Raw genomic sequence first — 18,647 nt, 5'->3', positions numbered from 1 at the left:
TCCGGACAGCGGGAAGGGGACGTCTGTCCCCGGACCGGGGGCGATTCGGGACGAACGTGTGGCGAAACGACGGCTTCACGCCGACAGTGGTTCCGTCCCGTCGTCCAGGGCGTCCGCGAGATCGGCGTACACCTCGAAGAGGCGGCGCACGCCGAGCGCGCCCAGCACCCGGTTGACGTGGGAGCCCTCGGCCGCCCCGCGCGCGGGGAGGATCAGGCGCAGCCGCCCCCGGCAGGAGCGGATGAGGCGGCGGGCGGCGATGAGCACGCCCACTCCGCTGGAATCGCAGAAGTACACCTCGGAGAGGTCCAGGACGAGACTGTGGCGGCCCTCGGCCACCTCGTCGTGCACCCGCTGTCGCAGCACCGGCGACGTCACCAGGTCCAGTTCGCCCGACACCTGCAGCACGGCCCATCCACCCTGCTCGCCGCCGGTCACTTTGAAGGCCACCACCACGCCTTTCGCTCGCCGTTGCCAGCCGTAGCTCGCAGTGAACGGAAGCTGTCCCTTCGCTTCCTTGCAGCGCGGCTGCCCAGCGGCCGTGCCCCGAAACTCCGAAGCAAAAACAGAAACGGAGAGAATGAGGCTTGTTTCTGTCATATGAAGTCCGGTTCGATCCATGTGTGTCGGGTAGGCGCCGACCCATACCACCCTGCCGCGGACAGGGGGCGCACATTGAAACAATGGGGCGTGCGTCGTCATGCGTGCCGACTACATTCGAGCCGACGGTGGACGCACGCTGAGCACGGACACGGACACGAGCACGCAGGTACGGGACGCACACGGGTGAGGGGGACGCATGGCGAAGAGGGACGCACCGCCCCGCTGGGACCGCAGGATGCAGCAGCGGCTCGCGCGCGGTGAGGCGGCCGCCCTCGGCGAGCTCTACGACCGGTTCGCTTCACTGGTGCACTCTCTTGCCCACCGAGTGCTCGGAGACGAACGGGCGGCGGACTGTGTCACCCGCGAGGTCTTCGCCCATGTCTGGGAACACCCGGACACCTACGACCCCGGGCAGGGCCCGCTGCGCACCTGGGTCGCCGCGGTGACCCACCGTCTCGCCGTCCAGCGGCTGCGCGCCACCGAGACCGCCGCGCTGGCCGAGGCCGGCCACGGCTCCGCCGAGGCGACCGAGGAACTCGAGCGCAGGGTGCGGCACGCCTCCGTCGCCGCCCGCGCCGACTACATCGTCCAGGCCATGCCGGCCCCGCTGCGCGCCGCCCTGGAGCTGGCCTACTTCCAGCGCCGCGACTACCGCCAGACCGCGGCCGACCTCGGCGTCACCGAGGACGAGGCCCGCCGCCGGCTCCGCCTCGGCCTGCAACTGCTCTCCACCGCCCACGACACCGCGGCCCCCGGAGCACCCCCGGGCTACGGAGGTGCTGCGTGAGCGACACGGACGGCCTCGAGCCGCACGACGACGAGGACCGGAAGGACACGGACGAGGGCAGGGACGAGGGCAGGAGCAGAAGCAGGGACCCGGAAGGCACGGGCACGGGGAGCATGCAGAACGTGGGCAGCGCACCGGACGCGGAGAACGTGGGCGGCGCCGAGGGTGCGGGCGGGGCGGCCGGGGACGCGCCCGAGCAGGACGCGCCCGTGCCCGCCCCCCGCATCCCCCTCCCCCGTGTCTCCGTGGAGGACGGCGGCCTGCCGCTGCCCGACCCACGGGTGCCGGCCGGACCGGAACCGGTCAGGCTCGAGCATCCGATCCTCAAGTCGCTGCTCGGCGCGTGGGCGTTGGCGGCCTGCTCGGCCGAGGAGACGGACGCCGTCGAGATGCATCTCGGCGACTGCGGCGCGTGCGCGGACGAGGCACGGCGACTGCGCGAGGCCGTCGGCCTGCTGCACCGCTCGGAGTCCCTCGACCTCGACCCCGCCCTGCGCACCCGTGTCCTCGACGGCTGCCTGGAGCGGCGTCCGCCGCGCGTCCCGGTGCCCGCCTGGGCGGCGTCGTACGACGCCGAGACCGCGCGGCTGGACGCCCTGCTCCAGGACTTCGGGGACGCCGAATGGCACGCGCCCGTGCGGCTGCGCTGGTTCCGCGGCGAGAGCGCGACGAGCCGCCGGACCACCGTCGCCGGGGTCATCGCCCATCTGCTGGCGGTGGACGGCCTGATCGCCGTCGCCCTGGGTTTGGACGACCCCCTGGACGCGGATGCGGATGCGGGCGACGCGACGGAGCAGCCGGACGCGGAGGGGCGGCCGAAGAGCCGGACGCGGACGCCGTCCCAGCGCACCGAGGCGTTCTGGGCGGGCGCGCACTTCCCGCCCTCCCGCTCGGTGCGCGGCCCGTGGCGCGAGCAGACCCACGCCCTGGTGCGCACCGTGTCCTTCGCCGGAGGGGGCCCGGCCGGCCTGCCGGTGTCGTACGGCGGCTTCGAACTCCCCCTGCGGGACGCGATGCTGGACCGGGCCTTCGAGTGCTGGGTGCACGCCGAGGACATCGCGGAAGCGGTCGACTACCCCTACGCGCCGCCCGCGCCGCGCCACCTTCACGGCATGATCGACCTGGCCGCGCGGATGCTGCCGGAGACGCTCGCCGCCCGACGTCGCGCCGGACTCGCCTCGCCCGCACGCACCCGGCGCCTGGTGACCGCCGGCCGGCCCGGCCGCAGCCTGCGCCTGGAGATCGAGGGCTCGGGCGGCGGCCAGTGGCTGATTCCGCTGGACTCTCCCGCGCGGCCGGTTCGGTCCGGACCCGCGGACCCCGGCGGCGCGATGGGCCCCGCCGACGACGAGGTGGCCCATGTCGCCATGGACGACGTGGAGTTCTGCCGGCTGGCCGCCGGTCACGTGTCTCCGGAGGAGGCGGCCGCGGGCCAGGTCGGCGACCGGGACGCGATCAGGGACGTGCTGTTCGCGGCGGCCGGTCTCAGCCGGATGTAGGCGCGGCGAGCCTGCGACGGACACGCTCCGCCGAGGACGGGGCCGAGCCCGGGGGCCGCTCCCCGCCGCGGCCGGGATCCGCCCCCACGGCACCTTCCCCGGCCCGACAGGACCTCAGGGGAAGACGACCGTCCGCCGCCCGTTGAGCAGGATCCGGCGCTCCGCGTGCCACTTGACGGCTCGCGCCAGCGCCTGGCACTCCACGTCCCGGCCGATCGCGACCAGCTGGTCGGGCGTGACGCCGTGCCCGACCCGCTCGACCTCCTGCTCGATGATCGGCCCCTCGTCGAGATCGGCGGTCACGTAGTGCGCCGTCGCCCCGATCAGCTTCACACCCCGCGCGTGCGCCTGGTGGTACGGCTTCGCGCCCTTGAAGCTCGGCAGGAACGAGTGGTGGATGTTGATGATCCGGCCGCTGAGCTGCTTGCACAGGTCGTCGGAGAGGACCTGCATGTAGCGCGCCAGGACGACCAGTTCGACGTCCCGCTCCCGGACCAGCTCCAGCAGCTGCGCCTCGGCCTGCGCCTTGTTCTCCTTCGTCACCGGGATGTGGCGGAAGGGAATGTCGTACGAGGCCACCAGCTCGGCGAAGTCGGTGTGGTTGGACACCACGGCCGCGATCTCCACCGGCAGCGCGCCGATGCTCGCGCGGAACAGCAGGTCGTTCAGACAGTGCCCGAACTTGCTGACCATGAGGACGACGCGCATCTTCTCGTCGGCCCGGTTGATCTGCCAGTCCATGTGGAACGAGTCGCCGATCGCCGCGAAGCTGGCCCGCAGCTTGTCCACCGTCACCGGGGGTTCGGCCGAGAAGTGGACGCGCATGAAGAACAGACCCGTGTCGTGGTCGCCGAACTGCTGGCTGTCCTCGATGTTGCAGCCGGTCATGAAGAGGTAGCTCGACACGGCGTGCACGATGCCCTTTTTGTCGGGGCACGACAGGGTGAGGACGTACTGGTCGGCGGGGGTCGCCGCGGCTCGGGCGGACTGCGCGTTCATGCCCGACAGGGTCGCACACCGCCTGCCGCCCGTGGCAATCGTCCCGGAGGCCGGAACACGCCGGCCGCGCCCACCGCCGCGGTCTACGCCGCCCGCGTCATGATCCGGAGCACCTCGAGGGTGCGGGGCGGCGCGTCCGGGTCGTCCCCGTCGCTCGCCGCCATCCGCACGTGGGCGTCCCGCGCCGCCCGCACGGCGTCCGGCCAGCCCTGGTTGTCGACGTACGCGGAGACCGGGGCGTCCGGACCGACCTGGTGCATGATCCTCAGCACCCGCAGCACGGCGGTGTCGACGAGAGCCGCCTCCTGCGAGTCGCGGAAGATCGTGCCGACGTACTTCTCGGCGGACCAGTTGTCGAGCCAGGTGTCCTCGACGAGGCGGTACACGGCGTCGGTGACGTCCCCGTATCCCTCGACGCCGGCCAGCCAGACGTTCCGCTGGAACGCGGGATCGGAGAGCATGTGCAGCGCGGAGCGCACATTGCTGCGCCAGCGCCACCACGGCATGTCGTTGAGTGGCATGCCGCCCATGGTGGGGGAGCGACGGCCGCGACGGGAAGAGTTCTCCGAACCTTGCACGGTCACCGATCGTACGTTTCCGCGCCTCGCGGGCGGCACGGACCCCCGCAATTCACCTTCCGGTCACCCAGCGTTGAACAAGGGTCACTCCGAGGTTGGCCATGTGACGGAATCGTGCGTGTCCATGACCGGCAGGCGACGCACGTCCACGCGAAGCACCTTCCTCCCTCGATCGTTCCGTTTCTCCAGGTCCGTCAGGGCGAGTGCCCTCTCCGCGGGGGCCCTCGCCGCCTGCGCGTCGCTCGCCGTCGCCTGCGGGGTGGTGCCCGGCGCCGCGGGGGGCTCCGGGGACGGCCCGATCGTCGTGATGACCTGGGCCCCCGAAGGGACGTCCGCGACCAACAAACCCGGAATGCCCGCCTTCGCCCGCGCCTACGCCCGCTGGCTCAACGCGACCGGCGGCCTCGGCGGCCGTGACCTGAAGGTGCTGACCTGCAACGACCGCGACGACACCGTCGCCGCCGCGCAGTGCGCCCGGCGGGCGGTCAAGGAGGGCGCGGTCGCCGTCGTCGGCTCCTACAGCCAGCACTCCGACGCGTTCTTCCCTCATCTGGAGGGCGCCGGCATCCCGTACATCGGGGGCTTCGGCGTGACGAACGCCGAGTTCACCAGCCCGCTGTCCTACCCCGTCAACGGAGGCCGGCCCAGCCTCCTGGCCGGCCTCGGCAGGGAACTGGCCCCGCAGTGCGGCCGGGTCTCCCTCGTCCGCCCCGACACCATCGCGGGCGACTCCCTGCCCGTGATGCTCGACGCCGGTCTGACGGCGGGCGGCCACGGCGCGTCCGCGGACCAGCCGGCCCCGGAGGACGCCACCGAGTACACGACCCAGGCCGAGGACGCCCTGAGGACGGCGACCAAGGGCGAGGGCCGGTCGAGGAAGGGCCAGGGGTGCGTGGTGACCGCGCTCGGGGACCGCACCGGCACCTTCATGGACTCCTTCCGGCGCAGCCGCGACGACTACCCCGGCGTGCGCACCGCCACCATCCTCGGCAGCGTCGACCAGACGGTGATCAACGCCGCCGGCGCCGCTTCGGGCCCCTTCGAGGGGGCGTACGTCACCGGCTGGTACCCGGTGACGAGCGACCCCGCCTGGGCTCCGATGAAGAAGGTGATCAGCGAGAAGGCGTTCTCCGACACCCGCATCGACCCGGCCGACACCGGCGTGCAGACCACCTGGATCGCCTACAACGTGCTCCGGCAGGCCGTGGAGTCGCTGGACGGCGGCGCGGTGACCGCCGACACCGTGCGGCACGCGCTGGACGGCGGACTGCAGATCGACACGGGCGGACTCACACCGCCCCTGCGCTGGCGGTTCACCGACCGCCTCGCCTCCATCGGCTTCCCCCGCCTGGTCAACGCCGACGTCACCCTCCAGACCGTGCGCAAAGGCCGCCTGGTGGCCGCCGAGGGGGGCTTCGTCGACGTGACGGGGACCCTGGAGAAGGCGGACGTCGACTGACACGCAGACCGGTCGGCCGACGCACGCCGGTCGGCCGGCGCCGGCCACCGCCGGTCGGGGCCGACGACCGCCGCCGGGTCCGTGTCGGGTGACGTGCGTAGCGGGGCGGCCCGCGCCGCTACAGCTGGGTGGGCTGGCGCTCGGTCAGCCCGTACTTCCGGGCGATCGCGTTCCACAGCTTCGCGGCCCGCGCCTTCTGGCCGCTCGCCGTGCCGCTCGCGCGGTTGCCGGCCTGGGTCTCGCCGGTGGTGCGGGCCGATCCCCTCTTGCAGTTCTTCTTCTTGTCGCCGGCTACCTGGTCGGCCCAGGCCGCGTAGTGGTCGTCGGCGGACGCGGACGCCTGCCACGCCTTGGTGAGCGCGGTGGTCAGCGCGGTGTGGTCCGGGAGCCGGTCGACCTTCAGCCCCGACAGGCGGGTGACCAGGCCGGTGCGCTGCCTCGCCGCGTCCCGCAGATCCGTGGCCGCCCGGGCGAGGTCGCCGCACGCCTTGACGTCGGCGACGGCGCTGATCACGCTGGCCCGGCTGCTGCCGCTGTCCGCCAGCAGCTTGTCCAGTTCCGCGGCCTGTTCCCGGCCCCCGTCCGAGGACGCCGACCCGGACTGCCCGGTCACCGGCGCCGACGCCGCCACCGTCTTGTTGTCGTCGCCCTTGTCCGATCCCCCGCCGCCGAGCATCGCGCCCGCGCCGACGCCGACGACCACGAGCGCCACGCCGATCGCCGCGAACAACGGCACCCGCGAACCGGTGCGGTCGCCCCGGCCGCGGCCGCCGTCGTCGTCCCGCGCGCCGCGCCGACCGCTCGCAGACGGGTCGCCGGGCGGGGTGTAGGCGGGCGGGGCGTAGCCGCCCTGGGCGTAGCCGGCTCGGGCGGAGCGGGCGGCGGGACCGCCGTGGCCCGGCCGGCCGCCGGGTGCGGGGACGTCCGGCTCGTCGAAGCGCGGCAGCAGCTGGGTCGAGCCGGCCGGGCCGTCCCCGGCGGGCTCGTCGCGGAAGAGGCTCTCGAACCCGGCGGGCGGCTGCTGCCGGTCGCCGCCGGTCTGTGCGGCGACCGGCGGGATGTACTGCGTGGCCTCGGCGTCGGGATGCCCGCCCGGCATCGGGCCGGGGGTGCCCTGCGTCTGCCGGGGGCCCGGGGTCTGCGGCGTGCGGCCCAGGTAGTGGGTCGACTCGGCCGGAGCCTCGGGCGGCAGCCCGCCCGGCACGACGGGCGGCAGGTACTGCGTCGCGCCCTCGTCGGCGGGGGCCGCCGGTATCGGCGGCAGGTACTGCGTCGCGCCCTCGTCGGCGGGCGCTGCCGGGACCGGCGGTATGTACTGCGTGGCGCCCTCGTCGGCGGGGGCGAACGGGGTCGCGACCGGCGGCAGGGGCGTGCCCGGTCTGCCCTGGCCGTACGCCGGGGCGGCCGGGGCCGGTGCGCCCTCGGGCGGGAGCGGCCCGGCTCCCGCCTGCCGGCCCCCGTCCCACGGATCGTGCTGCGGGCCGCCCCACTGGTTCTGCTGCCGGGGCTGGTGCTGCGGAGGTGCCTGGTCCGGGGGCAGCGGCCAGCTCTGGTCCGGCTGCTGCGGGGCCGGCGACTGCCGGTCCGCACCCATGGGCTGCCCCCAGGTCTGTCCACCGGCCGGCGCCGGCTGCCCGTACCCGGGCTGCTGTCCGTACTCCGGCTGCTGTCCGTGGTCCCGCGGACCGTAGGACTGCTGCCCGTCGGGCTGCGCGTACGGCTGCTGCCCCTCAGGCTGCTGCCCCGCCGGCTGCCCGTACTGCTGCTGCCCGTACTGCTGCTGTCCGTACGGGCCGCCGTCGTACCCGCCGGGGTAGGGCTCCGACGCGGTGCCCGGCTGTGGTTGCGGCCGGGCCGGCTGGCGCCGCACGTCCGGCGTCGTTCCCGGCAGCAGGGGTTCCCCGCCGTCGGAGGGCAGCACGATGCCTTCGCGCGCGGGCTGCGCCGAGGGCTCCTCGCCCTGTCCACTCTGCGTCACCGGGACTCCTACGAATGGGGGACCTTCGGAATCGTCGGTTCACGCTACCGGGTCCCCGGAACCCCGTGCCACGCAGCTCAAGAACGTGATCTCCCTCCCACCGGGATCGCCGGTGCCGTCCGTGACAGATCCGCAGCGCCGCGCACCGTGTTCGTCGCCTCCCGCGCGGGACCTCGTCCTTTCCCGCACGTGCACGCGGCGGCGCCCCCGCGTGCACGCCACGGCTCACGCCGCGGTCTGCAGATCCAGCCGCGCTCCGAACTCCCTCACCACCGACTCGTCGCGGAACGGTGCCAGCCGCTGCTGGAGGTCGTCGAGGTACTCCGCGCCCCGGTTGGAGCGGAGCGTCTCCAGCAACTCGACCGCTTTCATACCGGTGTTGCAGGCCTGCTCGATCTCGCGTCGCTGCACCTGCGCGGTGGCGAGGAGCACATAGCCGATCGCACGCCGGCGCGCACGGCCCGGCGGATGCCCGGCCAGGGACTCCTGGGCGCAGCGCGCCGCCGCCTCGGCCTGCCCCAGGTCGCGGTGGCAGTGCGCCAACTCGTCGGCGAGATAGGCCTCGTCGAAGTGCGCGATCCACGCCGGGTCGTCCCCGGCGGACGGGTCGGCGGCGTCCAGCGCGGACACCGCCCGCCCGGCCGCCGTCTGTGTGCTCCGGGCGTCGCCCAGCAGGGCGTGTCCGCGCGCCTCCGCGGCGAGGAACATCGCCTCCGCGCGCGGAGTCACCCGACCCCGGGCGCCCTCCTGCGCGGCGCGCGCCAACTGCGCGATCTCGCGCGGGTTCCCGAGCTGTGCCGCGAGATGGCTCATGGAGGCGGCCAGCACGTATCCGCCGTACCCCCGGTCGTCCGCCGCCTGGGCCAGCCGCAGGGCCTGGATGTAGTAGCGCTGGGCGAGGCCGGGCTGGCCGGTGTCGACGGCCATGTACCCGGCGAGCTCCGTCAGCCTCGCGACGGCGGCGAAGAGTTCACGGCCCACGGCCTCCCGGTAGGAGCCGGCCAGGAGGCCCGAGACGACGCTGTTGAGGTAGTGCACGACGACCGGGCGCACATGACCGCTGCCGTACTGGTGGTCGAGGTCGACCAGCGCCTGCGTCATGGCCTTGACGGCCGCCACGTCGGACAGCCCCACCCGGGGCCCCGCGGACCGCGCGACCTGTGCGTCGGGCGACGAGATGAGCCAGTCACGGCTCGGCTCGACCAGCGCCGAGGCGGCCACCGACGAGCCGGACAGGAAGTCCCGCCGGCCCACGTCGCTGCGCCACAGCTCGCAGACCTGCTCGATGGCCCCCAACACCGTCGGCGAGAACTGGAGACCCACGCCCGAGGCGAGGTTCTTGCCGTTGGCCATGCCGATCTCGTCGATCGTGACCGTACGGCCGAGCTTGCGGCCCAGCGCCTCCGCGATGATCGCCGGGGCGCGCCCCCGCGGCTGCTGTCCGCGCAGCCAGCGCGCCACGGACGTCTTGTCGTAGCGCAGGTCGAGGCCGTGTTCGGCGCCGCACATGTTGACGCGGCGGGCGAGCCCGGCGTTCGAGCACCCCGCCTCCTGGATGAGCGCCTGCAGCCGTTCGTTCGGCTGCCGCGCGACTAGCGGCCTTGCGGCCATGGGCACTACCCCCTGTGGCTGCGGTGACCGGGGCGGCGGGTGCCTGCCCACACACCGAGTTGACGTGTCTTCCACCGAAAAGTTCCGGCCGAGAAGATCGATGCCCCACGGTCGCACCGAAAATGCGAGGCATGAGCGGATTGCTGATGTTTACCGAGCAATACGGGAAATGCCGGGTTATCGACGGAAGCCCGCCCCCCTCACCCTGGTTACCCGTTCCCGCGCCCGTTCCTCCCGCGCGCCCCCGCCCATGCACCCATGCGCCCCGGACGCGGAATCGATGCTCCTCCCCCGCGCATTCGTGGCAGGCGTAACCCCTGGTGACCGCTAGAGTTGTGTTCATCGTGGAAGAGACCATGGCGGACGCCGACGCCACTCAAATCCCGAAGCAGCGCGGGGAATCGCTGCTCGAGGCCGCTGTTCGCTATGCCGAGGAACGTCACTGGGACGTGTTCCCGGGCACCTGGCTGGAAGCCGTCGGCGGGATGCAGCGCTGCTCCTGCGGCGAAGCGGCCTGCGAGGTTCCGGGCGCGCACCCCGCTCGGCCCGACTGGGCGACGCAGGCCACCGGCAGCGCGACCGTCGCGCGGCGGATGTGGCAGCAACAGCCGACCGCCTCGATCCTGCTGCCGACCGGGCGGACGTTCGACGCGATCTCCGTGCCGGAGACGGCCGGGTTTCTCGCGCTGGCGCGGATGGAGCGGATGGAGCTGACGCTCGGTCCGGTCACGTTGACGCCGGATCGCCGGATGCGGTTCTTCGTGCTGCCGGGCGCCTCGGCGAAGGTGCCGGACCTGGTGCGCAAGCTGGGCTGGTCGCCGGCCGCCCTCGATCTGGTGACGCTCGGCGAGGGCATGTACGTGGCCGCGCCGCCCACCCGGTTCGGGTCCCGCGGGGCCGTGCAGTGGGCCTGCCGTCCGACCGCCGCGAACCGCTGGCTGCCGGACGCGGAGGAGCTGATCTCGCCGCTCGCCTACGCCTGCGGACGGGACCGGTAGCCCGCGGTCTCCTGCCCACCCCGTCCGCCGCCGCCCGCCGTAGGGTTCGGGGCATGACGTCCGTACGCGTGCGTAACCTCTGGAAGCGGTTCGGCCAGCAAGTCGCCGTCGCCGGGATCGATCTCGACCTGCCCTCGGGGAAGTTCATCGGCCTCGTCGGCCCCAACGGGGCGGGGAAGACGACGACGCTGTCCATGGTGACCGGGCTGCTGCGGCCCGACCAGGGGTCCGTCGAGATCGTCGGGCACGACGTGTGGCGGGACCCGGTCGAGGTGAAGGCCCGGATCGGGGTGCTGCCCGAGGGTCTGCGGCTGTTCGAGCGGCTGTCGGGACGTGAACTGCTCGGCTACAGCGGGCGCTTGCGGGGGCTGCCCGGTGCAGAGGTCGACAAGCGGGCCGCCCAACTGCTCGACGTCCTCGATCTGGCCGGCGCCCAGCACAAGCTCGTGGTCGACTACTCGACCGGCATGCGCAAGAAGATCGGCCTCGCCGCGGCGCTGCTCCACAACCCCGAAGTGCTCTTCCTCGACGAGCCGTTCGAAGGCGTCGATCCGGTCTCCGCGCAGATCATCCGGGGCGTGCTGGAGCGGTACACGGCGTCCGGGGCGACGGTCGTCTTCTCCTCGCACGTCATGGAACTCGTGGAGTCGCTGTGCGACTGGGTGGCGGTGATGGCGGCCGGGCGGATCCGGGCGCACGGGACGCTGGAGGAGGTGCGCGGGTCGGCGCCCTCGCTGCAGCGGGCGTTCCTCGAACTCGTCGGGGCGCAGGGCCGGGACACCGGCTCCGACCTCGACTGGCTGGGCGGCGGGGCGGGCCGGTGAGCGACCTGACCCCCGCACCGCCCTCCCCCGCGCCGGCCTCCCGCGCGGCCGCCTCGCCCCCGGCCGCGTCCGCTGCGGACCTCGTCGTCACCGTCGTCCGGCTGAAGCTGTCGTTGCTGCGCAACGGCCTGCGGCAGTCGGGCGGTCGGCGGGCCGCGTACGTCGCCTCCGCCGTCGTCACCCTGCTGTTCGCCGCGTTGCAGCTGCTCGGGCTGATCGCGCTGCGGGGGCACGACCACGCCGTCTCCCTGGTCGTGCTGCTGGTGGCGGTGCTGGGGCTGGGGTGGGCGGTGATGCCGCTGTTCTTCCCCAGCGGCGACGAGACCCTGGACCCGACCCGGCTGGTGATGCTGCCGCTGCGGCCCCGGCCGCTCGTGCGGGCGCTGCTGGCCGCCTCACTGGTGGGCATCGGACCGCTGTTCACCCTGCTGCTGCTGGTGGGGTCGGCGATCTCCGTGGCGCACGGGGCGGCCGCCTGGGCGGTCGGGGTGCTCGCCGTCGCGCTGGCGCTGCTGGTGTGCGTGGCGTTCGCGCGGGCCGTGGCCGCCGCCAACATCCGGTTGCTGAGCAGCCGCAAGGGCCGCGATCTGGCGGTGCTGAGCGGTCTCGTCATCGCGATCGGGGCGCAGGCCGTCAACTTCGGGGCGCAGCGGCTCGGCACGTCCGGGCTGGGGCAGCTGGAACCCGTCGGGGACGTGCTGCGGTGGCTGCCGCCCGCCTCGGCGCTCGGCGCGGTCGACTCGGTGAGCGAGGGCGCGTACGGGGTCGCCGCCGCACAGCTGGCCGTCAGCGTCGCGGCGCTGGTGCTGCTGGTGGCGGGGTGGTCGCGCAGCCTGACACGGCTGATGACCGCGCCCGACGGCTCCACCCTGCAGGCCGCCGAGCCGGCCGCACGCGAGCGGCGGAACTCGGCGGGGCTGGTGCGGCTGCTGCCCGGCGGGCGCACGGGCACGGTGATGGAGCGCACCCTGCGCTACATCTGGCGCGACCCGAAGACGAAGGCCGCGTGGGTGACCTCGCTGGCGATCGGGCTGATCGTGCCCGTCTTCAACGCGTTGCAGGGCACCGGCTCGATCTACTTCGCCTGCTTCGCCGCCGGGATGCTCGGCATCCAGATGTACAACCAGTTCGGGCAGGACACCTCGGCGTTCTGGATGGTCGCGATGACCATTTCCTCGCGCCGGGACGCCTACGACGAGCTGCGCGCGCGGGCGTTGGCCCTGCTGACGATCACTCTGCCCTACGCGACGCTGGTGACCGTGCTGACCACGGCGATGCTCGGTGACTGGCCGAAGCTCCCCGAGGCGCTCGGCCTGTCCTTCGCGCTGCTCGGCGCGATGCTGGCGACGGGTGCCTGGACCTCGGCGCGCTTCCCCTACTCGATCCCTCAGGAGGGCCACAAGAACGTCGCCCCCGGCCAGGCCGGTCTCGCCTGGATCGCGATTTTCGGCGGGATGGTCTCGGCCGCCCTGCTGTGCGCGCCCGTCATCGCGGTGACGATCTGGCTGCACGTCACCGAGGGCGGCGACGCGTGGACCTGGCTGCTGCTGCCGGGCGGCACGGTCTACGGCACGGCCGTCACCCTGCTGGGCCTGCGGCTGGCGGCGCCGCGCACCGCGTCCCGCCTGCCGGAGATCCTGACGGCGGTGAGCAAGGGCTGACGACGCCGAGCCCCGCTCCGCCGGCCTTCCCCGTACGCGCCGGCGGCGGCGCGCGGGAGCGGCCGTGGCGCACGCCGACCGGCACGGGAGCGGCCGTGGCACACCCCGACCGGCACGGGAGCAGCCCTGGCACACCCCGACCGGCACGGGAGCGGCCGTGGCCGCACGCCGACCGGCACGGGAGCAGCCCTGGCGCGCGCCGACCGGCACGGGAGCGGCCGTGGCCGCGCGCCAACCGGCGCGAGAGCAGCCCTGGCACACCCCGACCGGCATGGGAGCGGCCCTGGCGCGCGCCGACCGGCGCGGATGCGGCCGTGGCGCGCGTCAGGCCGACTCGGCGAGCACGGCGTCCAGGAACGGTTCGATGGCCGCCCGCCACCCCTCCGGCTGGTCGTAGTGGACCAGGTGCCCCGCGTCGGGCACCTCGGCGTACTCGCCGCGGGGCAGCACCCGGACCATCTCCTGTGCCTCGGCCCGGCCGAGCTCGCCGTCGAGGCCGCGGACGACGAGCACCGGGCAGCGGACCTGCGTCAGCTCCTCCCAGTGCGCGTCGTACACCCAGGTCTCGCGGGACTTGAGCATCTGCTCGGGCTCGAAGACAGGTCGCCAGCCGTCGGACGACTCCTGCATCACCTCGGCGTAGAACTCGCCCCTGGAGGGGTTCGGGCGCTCCACCCAGGGGTCGTCCTCGCCGAACCACTTGCGGACGTCGGCGAGCGTGGCGAAGGGGACGGGCCAGGAGTTGAACCAGTCGCCCCACTCGCGCTGTGAGGCCGCGCCGAGCGCGGAGGCCCGCATGTCGCAGACGACCAGGCCGCGCACCAGATCCGGGCGCTTGGCGGCGAGCTGCCATCCGGTGAGCGCTCCCATGGCGTGCCCGACGAGGACGGCCGGGGCGAGTCCGAGCTGCTCGAGGGCCGCCTCCGCGTCCTCGACGTAGGCCTCGCGGGTGAAGGCGGCCTGCGGCGGCTTCTCGCTCTGCCCGTGGCCGCGCTGGTCCAGGGCGACCGCGCGGTGCCGCTCGGAGAGCCAGCGGGCGGTGGACGCCCAGTGCGAGGCGCGGCCCATCAGGCCGTGCAGTAACAGCACGCCGGAGGCCTGCTCGGACTCGGCCCGCTCCTCCCGCCCGCCGGTGGACTGCGACGGGATCCCCTTGGGCGGGTCGCCGAACTCCCAAGCCGCCAGACGTACGCCGCCCGCCCCGGTCACGTCGATGCGTCGCGCCATAGGTCCTGGCACCCCCCTACCCGTCGTACCGATGCGCTGCCGATGCCTTCGTACTGCCTTCAATCACCTCAGGCTATCGAATGCCCTTTCGAGAATTGCACTCTCCGCGCACAACACCGCTCGTTCGAGTGACCATTCTCCGGGAATGATCCCCGCCACCGCGGGGAGATTCTCACCGGGAGGCGGACCGCTCGGGGAAAACGGTCCGAGGGGAATGACCCTGGGAGCTCGGGGCTCCGGGTCAGCACAGGGGAGGACAGGCCCCGGCGCCGTACGGCGCCGGGGCTCTCCGCTGCTCCGTGGCACATCGTCCCGCCCCCTCAGGTCATATGCCTCACGCGACAGCCTGGCACGGGATGCGGCGGAGCGCTGCGATTCGACACAGGCGATCCCCGATTCGGTGAGATCGATGCCACGCCACAACTGCCCCACGCATCTCGGGAGTTGGCCAAAGCTCACCGTTTCCGCGACGATCACCGGCCGCCCCGGTGACCGCGGCGTCGGCTCAGCGCTTGGCGACGAACACGTGGGACGCGACCTCCGCCTGCAGCTCGGCCGCCTCGCCGCCGCTGCCGACCAGCACCCCGCCCGCCGACTCCGTCACACTCACGACCGAGCCGGGCTGCACGCCCGCGCGGCGCAGCGTGTACATCAGCTGCGCGTCCGTCTGGATCGGCTCGCCGATGCGGCGGACGACGACCGTCTTGCCCTCCGCGCCCGGGTCGAGGTCGGCCAGCGAGACCATGCCCGCGTCCAGGAACGGGTCGGCGCCGTCCTTCTCGCCCAGCTCCTCCAGGCCCGGGATCGGGTTGCCGTACGGCGACTCGGTCGGATGCCGCAGCAACTCCAGCACGCGCCGCTCGACGGCCTCGCTCATCACGTGCTCCCAGCGGCAGGCCTCCGCGTGCACCTGTTCCCACTCCAGGCCGATCACGTCGACGAGCAGGCACTCGGCGAGGCGGTGCTTGCGCATCACGCGCGTGGCGAGCCGCCGGCCCTCGTCCGTGAGCTCCAGATGCCGGTCGCTGGCGACCGAGACCAGGCCGTCGCGCTCCATGCGCGCCACCGTCTGGCTGACCGTCGGCCCGCTCTGGTCGAGGCGCTCGGCGATCCGGGCACGCATGGGGACCACACCTTCCTCTTCCAGCTCGAGGATGGTGCGGAGATACATCTCCGTGGTGTCGATCAGTCCGGACATTGATGCCCCTCGATTAGCTCTGCCGAAGGCTCGACGGCACATCGGCGCGTGCGCTGGCCCTGGACCCAATTCTGCCGGATACCACTGACAAGCGTGCCGTGCCGTCCAAACCGGACGGCCGCCCCTGGACGCGCACACCGGAGAGAGCCGGGCGCCGCCCCCGCCGGCCGCCGTCACCCGTCGGCGCCGTCCACCCGCCGTCACCCGCCGTATTGACACCGCACTGGTCCAGACCGCACCGTGATCCGCGGCACGGACACCCACCCGGACACCGACACGGCAAAGGGGCCCCTCGGATGAGCGACCACAAGCTCGCCGCCCAGTTCTTCGACGCCGCGATCACCCTGCTGCAGCGGGTCCGCGACGAGGAGGCCGACGCAGTCGAGGCGGCCGGCACGCTGCTCGCCGACACCGTGGCCGCCGGCGGCCGGCTCTTCGCCTTCGGCGCCGGCCACTCGTCGCTGGCCGCCCAGGACATCGTCTACCGCGCCGGCGGCCTCGCCCTGATGAACCTCCTCGCGGTGCCCGGTGTCGAGGTCGCGGCCGGCCCGCTCGGCTCCGCCCTGGAGCGGGTCGACGGCCTCGCGAGCGCCGCGCTGGACACCTCGTCCCTCCGCGCGGGCGACGCCCTCGTCGTCGTCTCGCTGTCCGGCCGCAACGCGCTGCCGGTGGAGATGGCCCGCAGGGCCCGCGTCCTGGGGGTGAAGGTCATCGGCGTGACGTCGGTCGCCTACGCCTCGCAGACGGGGTCGCGGAACGCCTCCGGGACGTTCCTGAAGGACCACTGCGACGTCGTCCTGGACTCGAAGATCGCGGTCGGCGACTCCGAGCTCACCCTGGACACCGTTCCCGCGCCCTTCGCCCCCGCCTCCACCGTCGTCACCTCGGCGCTCCTGCAGGCCGTCATGGCCACCGCGGCCGGCGCCCTCGCGGAGCGGGGCATCGAGCCGCCGTTGCTGCGTTCCGGCAACGTCGACGGCGGCCTCGACTGGAACGCCCGGATCATGGAGCGGTACCGGGACCGGATCTTCTACGGCCGCTGACGAGCCCCGCGGACGCCCCCACGGCTGCTCACGCGCGGGGCTCAGTCGCCGGCGGTGTCGCCCCGGCCCGCCGCCTCGGCCGCGCCGGCGGCCAGGTCCGCCAGGTCCAGGGCCGCCGCCATCCGGCCGGCGACGTCCTCGGCGTACGTCGCGTCGGAGCGCTCGAACGCGGACCGGCCGGCGCCGCGCAGGAACGTCACGACGCCCAGGGTGCGGCCACGGCTGCGCAGCACCGCGCACAGGGCGTGCACCGTGCCCTCCGGCCACTGTCGGGCCCGGGCCCACTCCCGCACCTCGTCGGCCGCCGCCGAACCCGCGCCGGCCCGCACCGAAGCGGCCCGGGCGACGCACTGCAGCGCCGGGTGGCCCTCGGCGTAGCGCAGCGGCAGGCCGGCGTGCCCGGTGAGCACGCTGGGGCCGGGGCCGCCCGTCGGGGTGGCCGCGACCCGCATCAGCCGCAGCCGCCCGGCGGCCTCCGGGTCGGCGGACGCACCGCCCATCAGCCGGTCCACCAGCGCATGGTCGGCGAACCCGGCCAGCGCGAAGTCGAGATGGACGGTGGCCGCCTCGGCGGGGTCCTCGCACTCGGCGGCCGCGCGGGCCGCCCGGTGCAGCTGGTTGGCGCGGAAACGCAGCAGCGAGGCCTCCTGCTCGCCCTGCTTGGCCTCCGTGACGTCCTGGAAGATCCAGCCCACCCCGAGCGGCACCGGCTCCTCGGCGAGCGGCGAGGCCAGCCGGAGGAAGCCGCTGCGCCAGCAGCGCCGTTTCTCGCCGTCCGGGGTGCGCACCGCGACCCACAGCTCGGCGGGCGCGGGCGGGGCGCCTTCGGCGAGGACGTGCGTCAGCGCGTTCTCCAGTTCCTCCGCGCCCCGGGTGAGGAGTTCGCCTAGCGGGCGGCCCAGGACCGCGGTGCGGCCGGCGCCGAGCGCGCGGGCGGCGTGCGCGTTGACGACGGCGGGGCGCAGGTCGGCGTCGATCAGGACGACGCCCCAGGAGGCGTCCTCGAAGAGGGCCTCGCTGAGGGCGATGGAGCGTTCCAGGTCGATCTGGGCGTGCACCTCGCTGAAGGCGCAGTACAGTCCGGCGGCCTTGCCGTCGGGGCCGTGCACGGCGGCGGACTGGGTGCGCACGAGGACCCGGCCGCCGTCCTTCGTCACCAGCGCGAACTCGTGCACCTGGCGGCCCGGCGCGTGCATGGCGGACATCAGACGGCCCTCGATGTCGGCGGCGTCGGCCTCGCGCACGGCCCAGCCGGCGAACCCGTGCCGGCCGACGGCCTCGGCGGCGCTCCAGCCGAGGATGCGTTCGGCCTCGCGGTTCCAGTGGGTGACGACCCCTTCGCCGTCGAAGGCGCAAAGCGCCGCGTCCATGCCGTCCAGCAGCGCGGCGAGCAGGTCGGCGCCGTCCGGGCCGACCGGAGCGGCCGCCGCCGTGCCGTCCGGGGCCGTCGGGCCGTCGTCTTTCGCCCGCCCGGGCTGCTCGGGCTCGTCCGGCCCCAGCTCGTCGGTGGTCCCACTACGCCGGGAAGCACTCACCTGGACCCCCTGCAGGTTCGCTCACTTACCCCCATTCAACTGGAACGTGACGCAGCCCACATATGATTCCCGCAAGATTGCCGGGGAATCGTCCCGCCGCCGACCGGCCACCTCGGGGCAGGGGCCCCGGGCCCGCCCATTCCGCCCTCCGGACCGGTCCCGTCGTCGCCGTCCCGGAAAAAAGGTTGAGCCGGCCGGGCGGGCTTCTTAGAGTGGCTGCACTTCGGAAAGGAGGTGGTTCGGCAGATGTATGGATACCGGACGGAAGAGGTGACTGCGGGCTAGCAGCCCGTCGTCGTACTCGGTTCGGCGCCGGACCCGCGTGTGGGCGATGCACGCAGCCGGCCAGACCCACGCAGTCACCCGACCCGCGAGTCGCCGGTACGTCCGGCCGGCCCCTCCTCGGAGAGGACCAGACTCGCGGGTCGCCTGCGTTCGCGCTCCGTGACCCCGTTCGGAGCGGGCCGGGGCCTGCGCCCCCGTTCCCGTGATTCCTTCGGCGTGTGATCCACACCACGCACGGATTTCCCGTCGCGCAGTACTCTGGCGCCATGCTTTCGCTCGTACGACGCCGCCACGTGGACTACGTCCGCGTCACGAGCATGGGCTGTCGACGCTCCTTCTGAGCCTTCCGGCCCCCTCGCGGT

Annotated in this window: 15 protein-coding genes; 7 read left to right on the top strand and 8 right to left on the bottom strand. The window is 73.7% G+C overall.

The genetic code is table 11. The annotated features are described in order from the left end of the window. Positions 1-75: 75 nt before the first annotated feature. Positions 76-456 (bottom strand): STAS domain-containing protein, encoded by a 381-nt coding sequence (locus C6376_RS12080; protein WP_107443413.1) that lies wholly within the window; start codon positions 454-456, stop codon positions 76-78. Between the two features lie 343 nt (positions 457-799). On the opposite strand from C6376_RS12080, the gene C6376_RS12075 reads away from it, so the two are divergent. Together C6376_RS12075 and C6376_RS12070 are read left to right on the top strand one after the other, a co-directional pair. Further along, positions 800-1,390 carry an RNA polymerase sigma factor gene (locus tag C6376_RS12075; RefSeq protein ID WP_107443412.1) on the top strand — a complete coding sequence of 197 codons (591 nt, stop codon included), beginning with the start codon at positions 800-802 and terminating at the stop codon, positions 1,388-1,390. Further along, the gene (locus C6376_RS12070) at positions 1,387-2,889 is read left to right on the top strand and encodes a maleylpyruvate isomerase N-terminal domain-containing protein (RefSeq protein WP_254075914.1); all 1,503 of its coding nucleotides are present in this window, start codon (positions 1,387-1,389) and stop codon (positions 2,887-2,889) included. The genes C6376_RS12075 and C6376_RS12070 overlap by 4 nt, the downstream gene beginning before the upstream one ends. Before the next feature lie 114 nt (positions 2,890-3,003). On the opposite strand, the gene purU is transcribed toward C6376_RS12070, so the two are convergent. Together purU and C6376_RS12060 are read right to left on the bottom strand one after the other, a co-directional pair. Beyond that, entirely contained in the window at positions 3,004-3,888 is an 885-nt protein-coding gene (gene purU, locus C6376_RS12065) for a formyltetrahydrofolate deformylase (RefSeq protein WP_107443411.1), read from the bottom strand. A gap of 83 nt (positions 3,889-3,971) precedes the next feature. Further along, positions 3,972-4,472, bottom strand: coding sequence for a hypothetical protein (locus C6376_RS12060; RefSeq protein WP_107443410.1), 501 nt, complete (start codon positions 4,470-4,472; stop codon positions 3,972-3,974). A 118-nt stretch (positions 4,473-4,590) separates the two neighbouring features. Here C6376_RS12060 and C6376_RS12055 point away from each other — a divergent pair, with 118 nt between their 5' ends. Beyond that, positions 4,591-5,925: an ABC transporter substrate-binding protein gene (locus tag C6376_RS12055; protein ID WP_107443409.1), complete on the top strand. Its 1,335-nt coding sequence runs from the start codon at positions 4,591-4,593 to the stop codon at positions 5,923-5,925. Positions 5,926-6,043: 118 nt separating this feature from the next. Here C6376_RS12055 and C6376_RS12050 read toward each other — a convergent pair whose 3' ends face one another. Both C6376_RS12050 and C6376_RS12045 read right to left on the bottom strand, forming a co-directional pair. Beyond that, positions 6,044-7,903, bottom strand: coding sequence for a hypothetical protein (locus C6376_RS12050; RefSeq protein ID WP_107443408.1), 1,860 nt, complete (start codon positions 7,901-7,903; stop codon positions 6,044-6,046). 225 nt (positions 7,904-8,128) lie between these two features. Beyond that, complete coding sequence (locus C6376_RS12045; RefSeq protein WP_107443407.1) at positions 8,129-9,514, bottom strand: transcriptional regulator; 1,386 nt, start codon at positions 9,512-9,514, stop codon at positions 8,129-8,131. 335 nt (positions 9,515-9,849) lie between these two features. Here C6376_RS12045 and C6376_RS12040 point away from each other — a divergent pair, with 335 nt between their 5' ends. From C6376_RS12040 to C6376_RS12030, 3 genes are all read left to right on the top strand, one after another. Then, entirely contained in the window at positions 9,850-10,512 is a 663-nt protein-coding gene (locus C6376_RS12040; protein WP_107443406.1) for a bifunctional DNA primase/polymerase, read from the top strand. A gap of 53 nt (positions 10,513-10,565) precedes the next feature. Continuing rightward, positions 10,566-11,336 (top strand): ABC transporter ATP-binding protein, encoded by a 771-nt coding sequence (locus C6376_RS12035; RefSeq protein WP_107443405.1) that lies wholly within the window; start codon positions 10,566-10,568, stop codon positions 11,334-11,336. Positions 11,337-11,437: 101 nt separating this feature from the next. Then, positions 11,438-12,997, top strand: a complete 1,560-nt coding sequence (locus tag C6376_RS12030; RefSeq protein ID WP_107448922.1) for a transporter — start codon at positions 11,438-11,440, stop codon at positions 12,995-12,997. Between the two features lie 324 nt (positions 12,998-13,321). Here C6376_RS12030 and C6376_RS12025 read toward each other — a convergent pair whose 3' ends face one another. Beyond that, entirely contained in the window at positions 13,322-14,224 is a 903-nt protein-coding gene (locus C6376_RS12025) for an alpha/beta fold hydrolase (RefSeq protein ID WP_107443404.1), read from the bottom strand. Positions 14,225-14,729: 505 nt separating this feature from the next. Next, positions 14,730-15,422: a metal-dependent transcriptional regulator gene (locus tag C6376_RS12020; RefSeq protein WP_057579021.1), complete on the bottom strand. Its 693-nt coding sequence runs from the start codon at positions 15,420-15,422 to the stop codon at positions 14,730-14,732. 296 nt (positions 15,423-15,718) lie between these two features. Between C6376_RS12020 and C6376_RS12015 the strand changes: the two genes are divergently transcribed. After that, a complete protein-coding gene (locus C6376_RS12015) occupies positions 15,719-16,465 on the top strand; it encodes an SIS domain-containing protein (RefSeq protein ID WP_107443403.1) in 747 nt (248 codons plus the stop codon). Between the two features lie 41 nt (positions 16,466-16,506). On the opposite strand, the gene C6376_RS12010 is transcribed toward C6376_RS12015, so the two are convergent. Continuing rightward, positions 16,507-18,000 (bottom strand): PAS domain-containing protein, encoded by a 1,494-nt coding sequence (locus tag C6376_RS12010; RefSeq protein WP_107443402.1) that lies wholly within the window; start codon positions 17,998-18,000, stop codon positions 16,507-16,509. Positions 18,001-18,647 lie beyond the last annotated feature (647 nt).

The sequence above is a fragment of the Streptomyces sp. P3 genome (genome assembly GCF_003032475.1).
Lineage (GTDB): Bacteria > Actinomycetota > Actinomycetes > Streptomycetales > Streptomycetaceae > Streptomyces.
The sequence above is the reverse complement of the archived record's forward strand: the minus strand, read 5'-3'. Positions and strand labels throughout refer to the sequence as shown.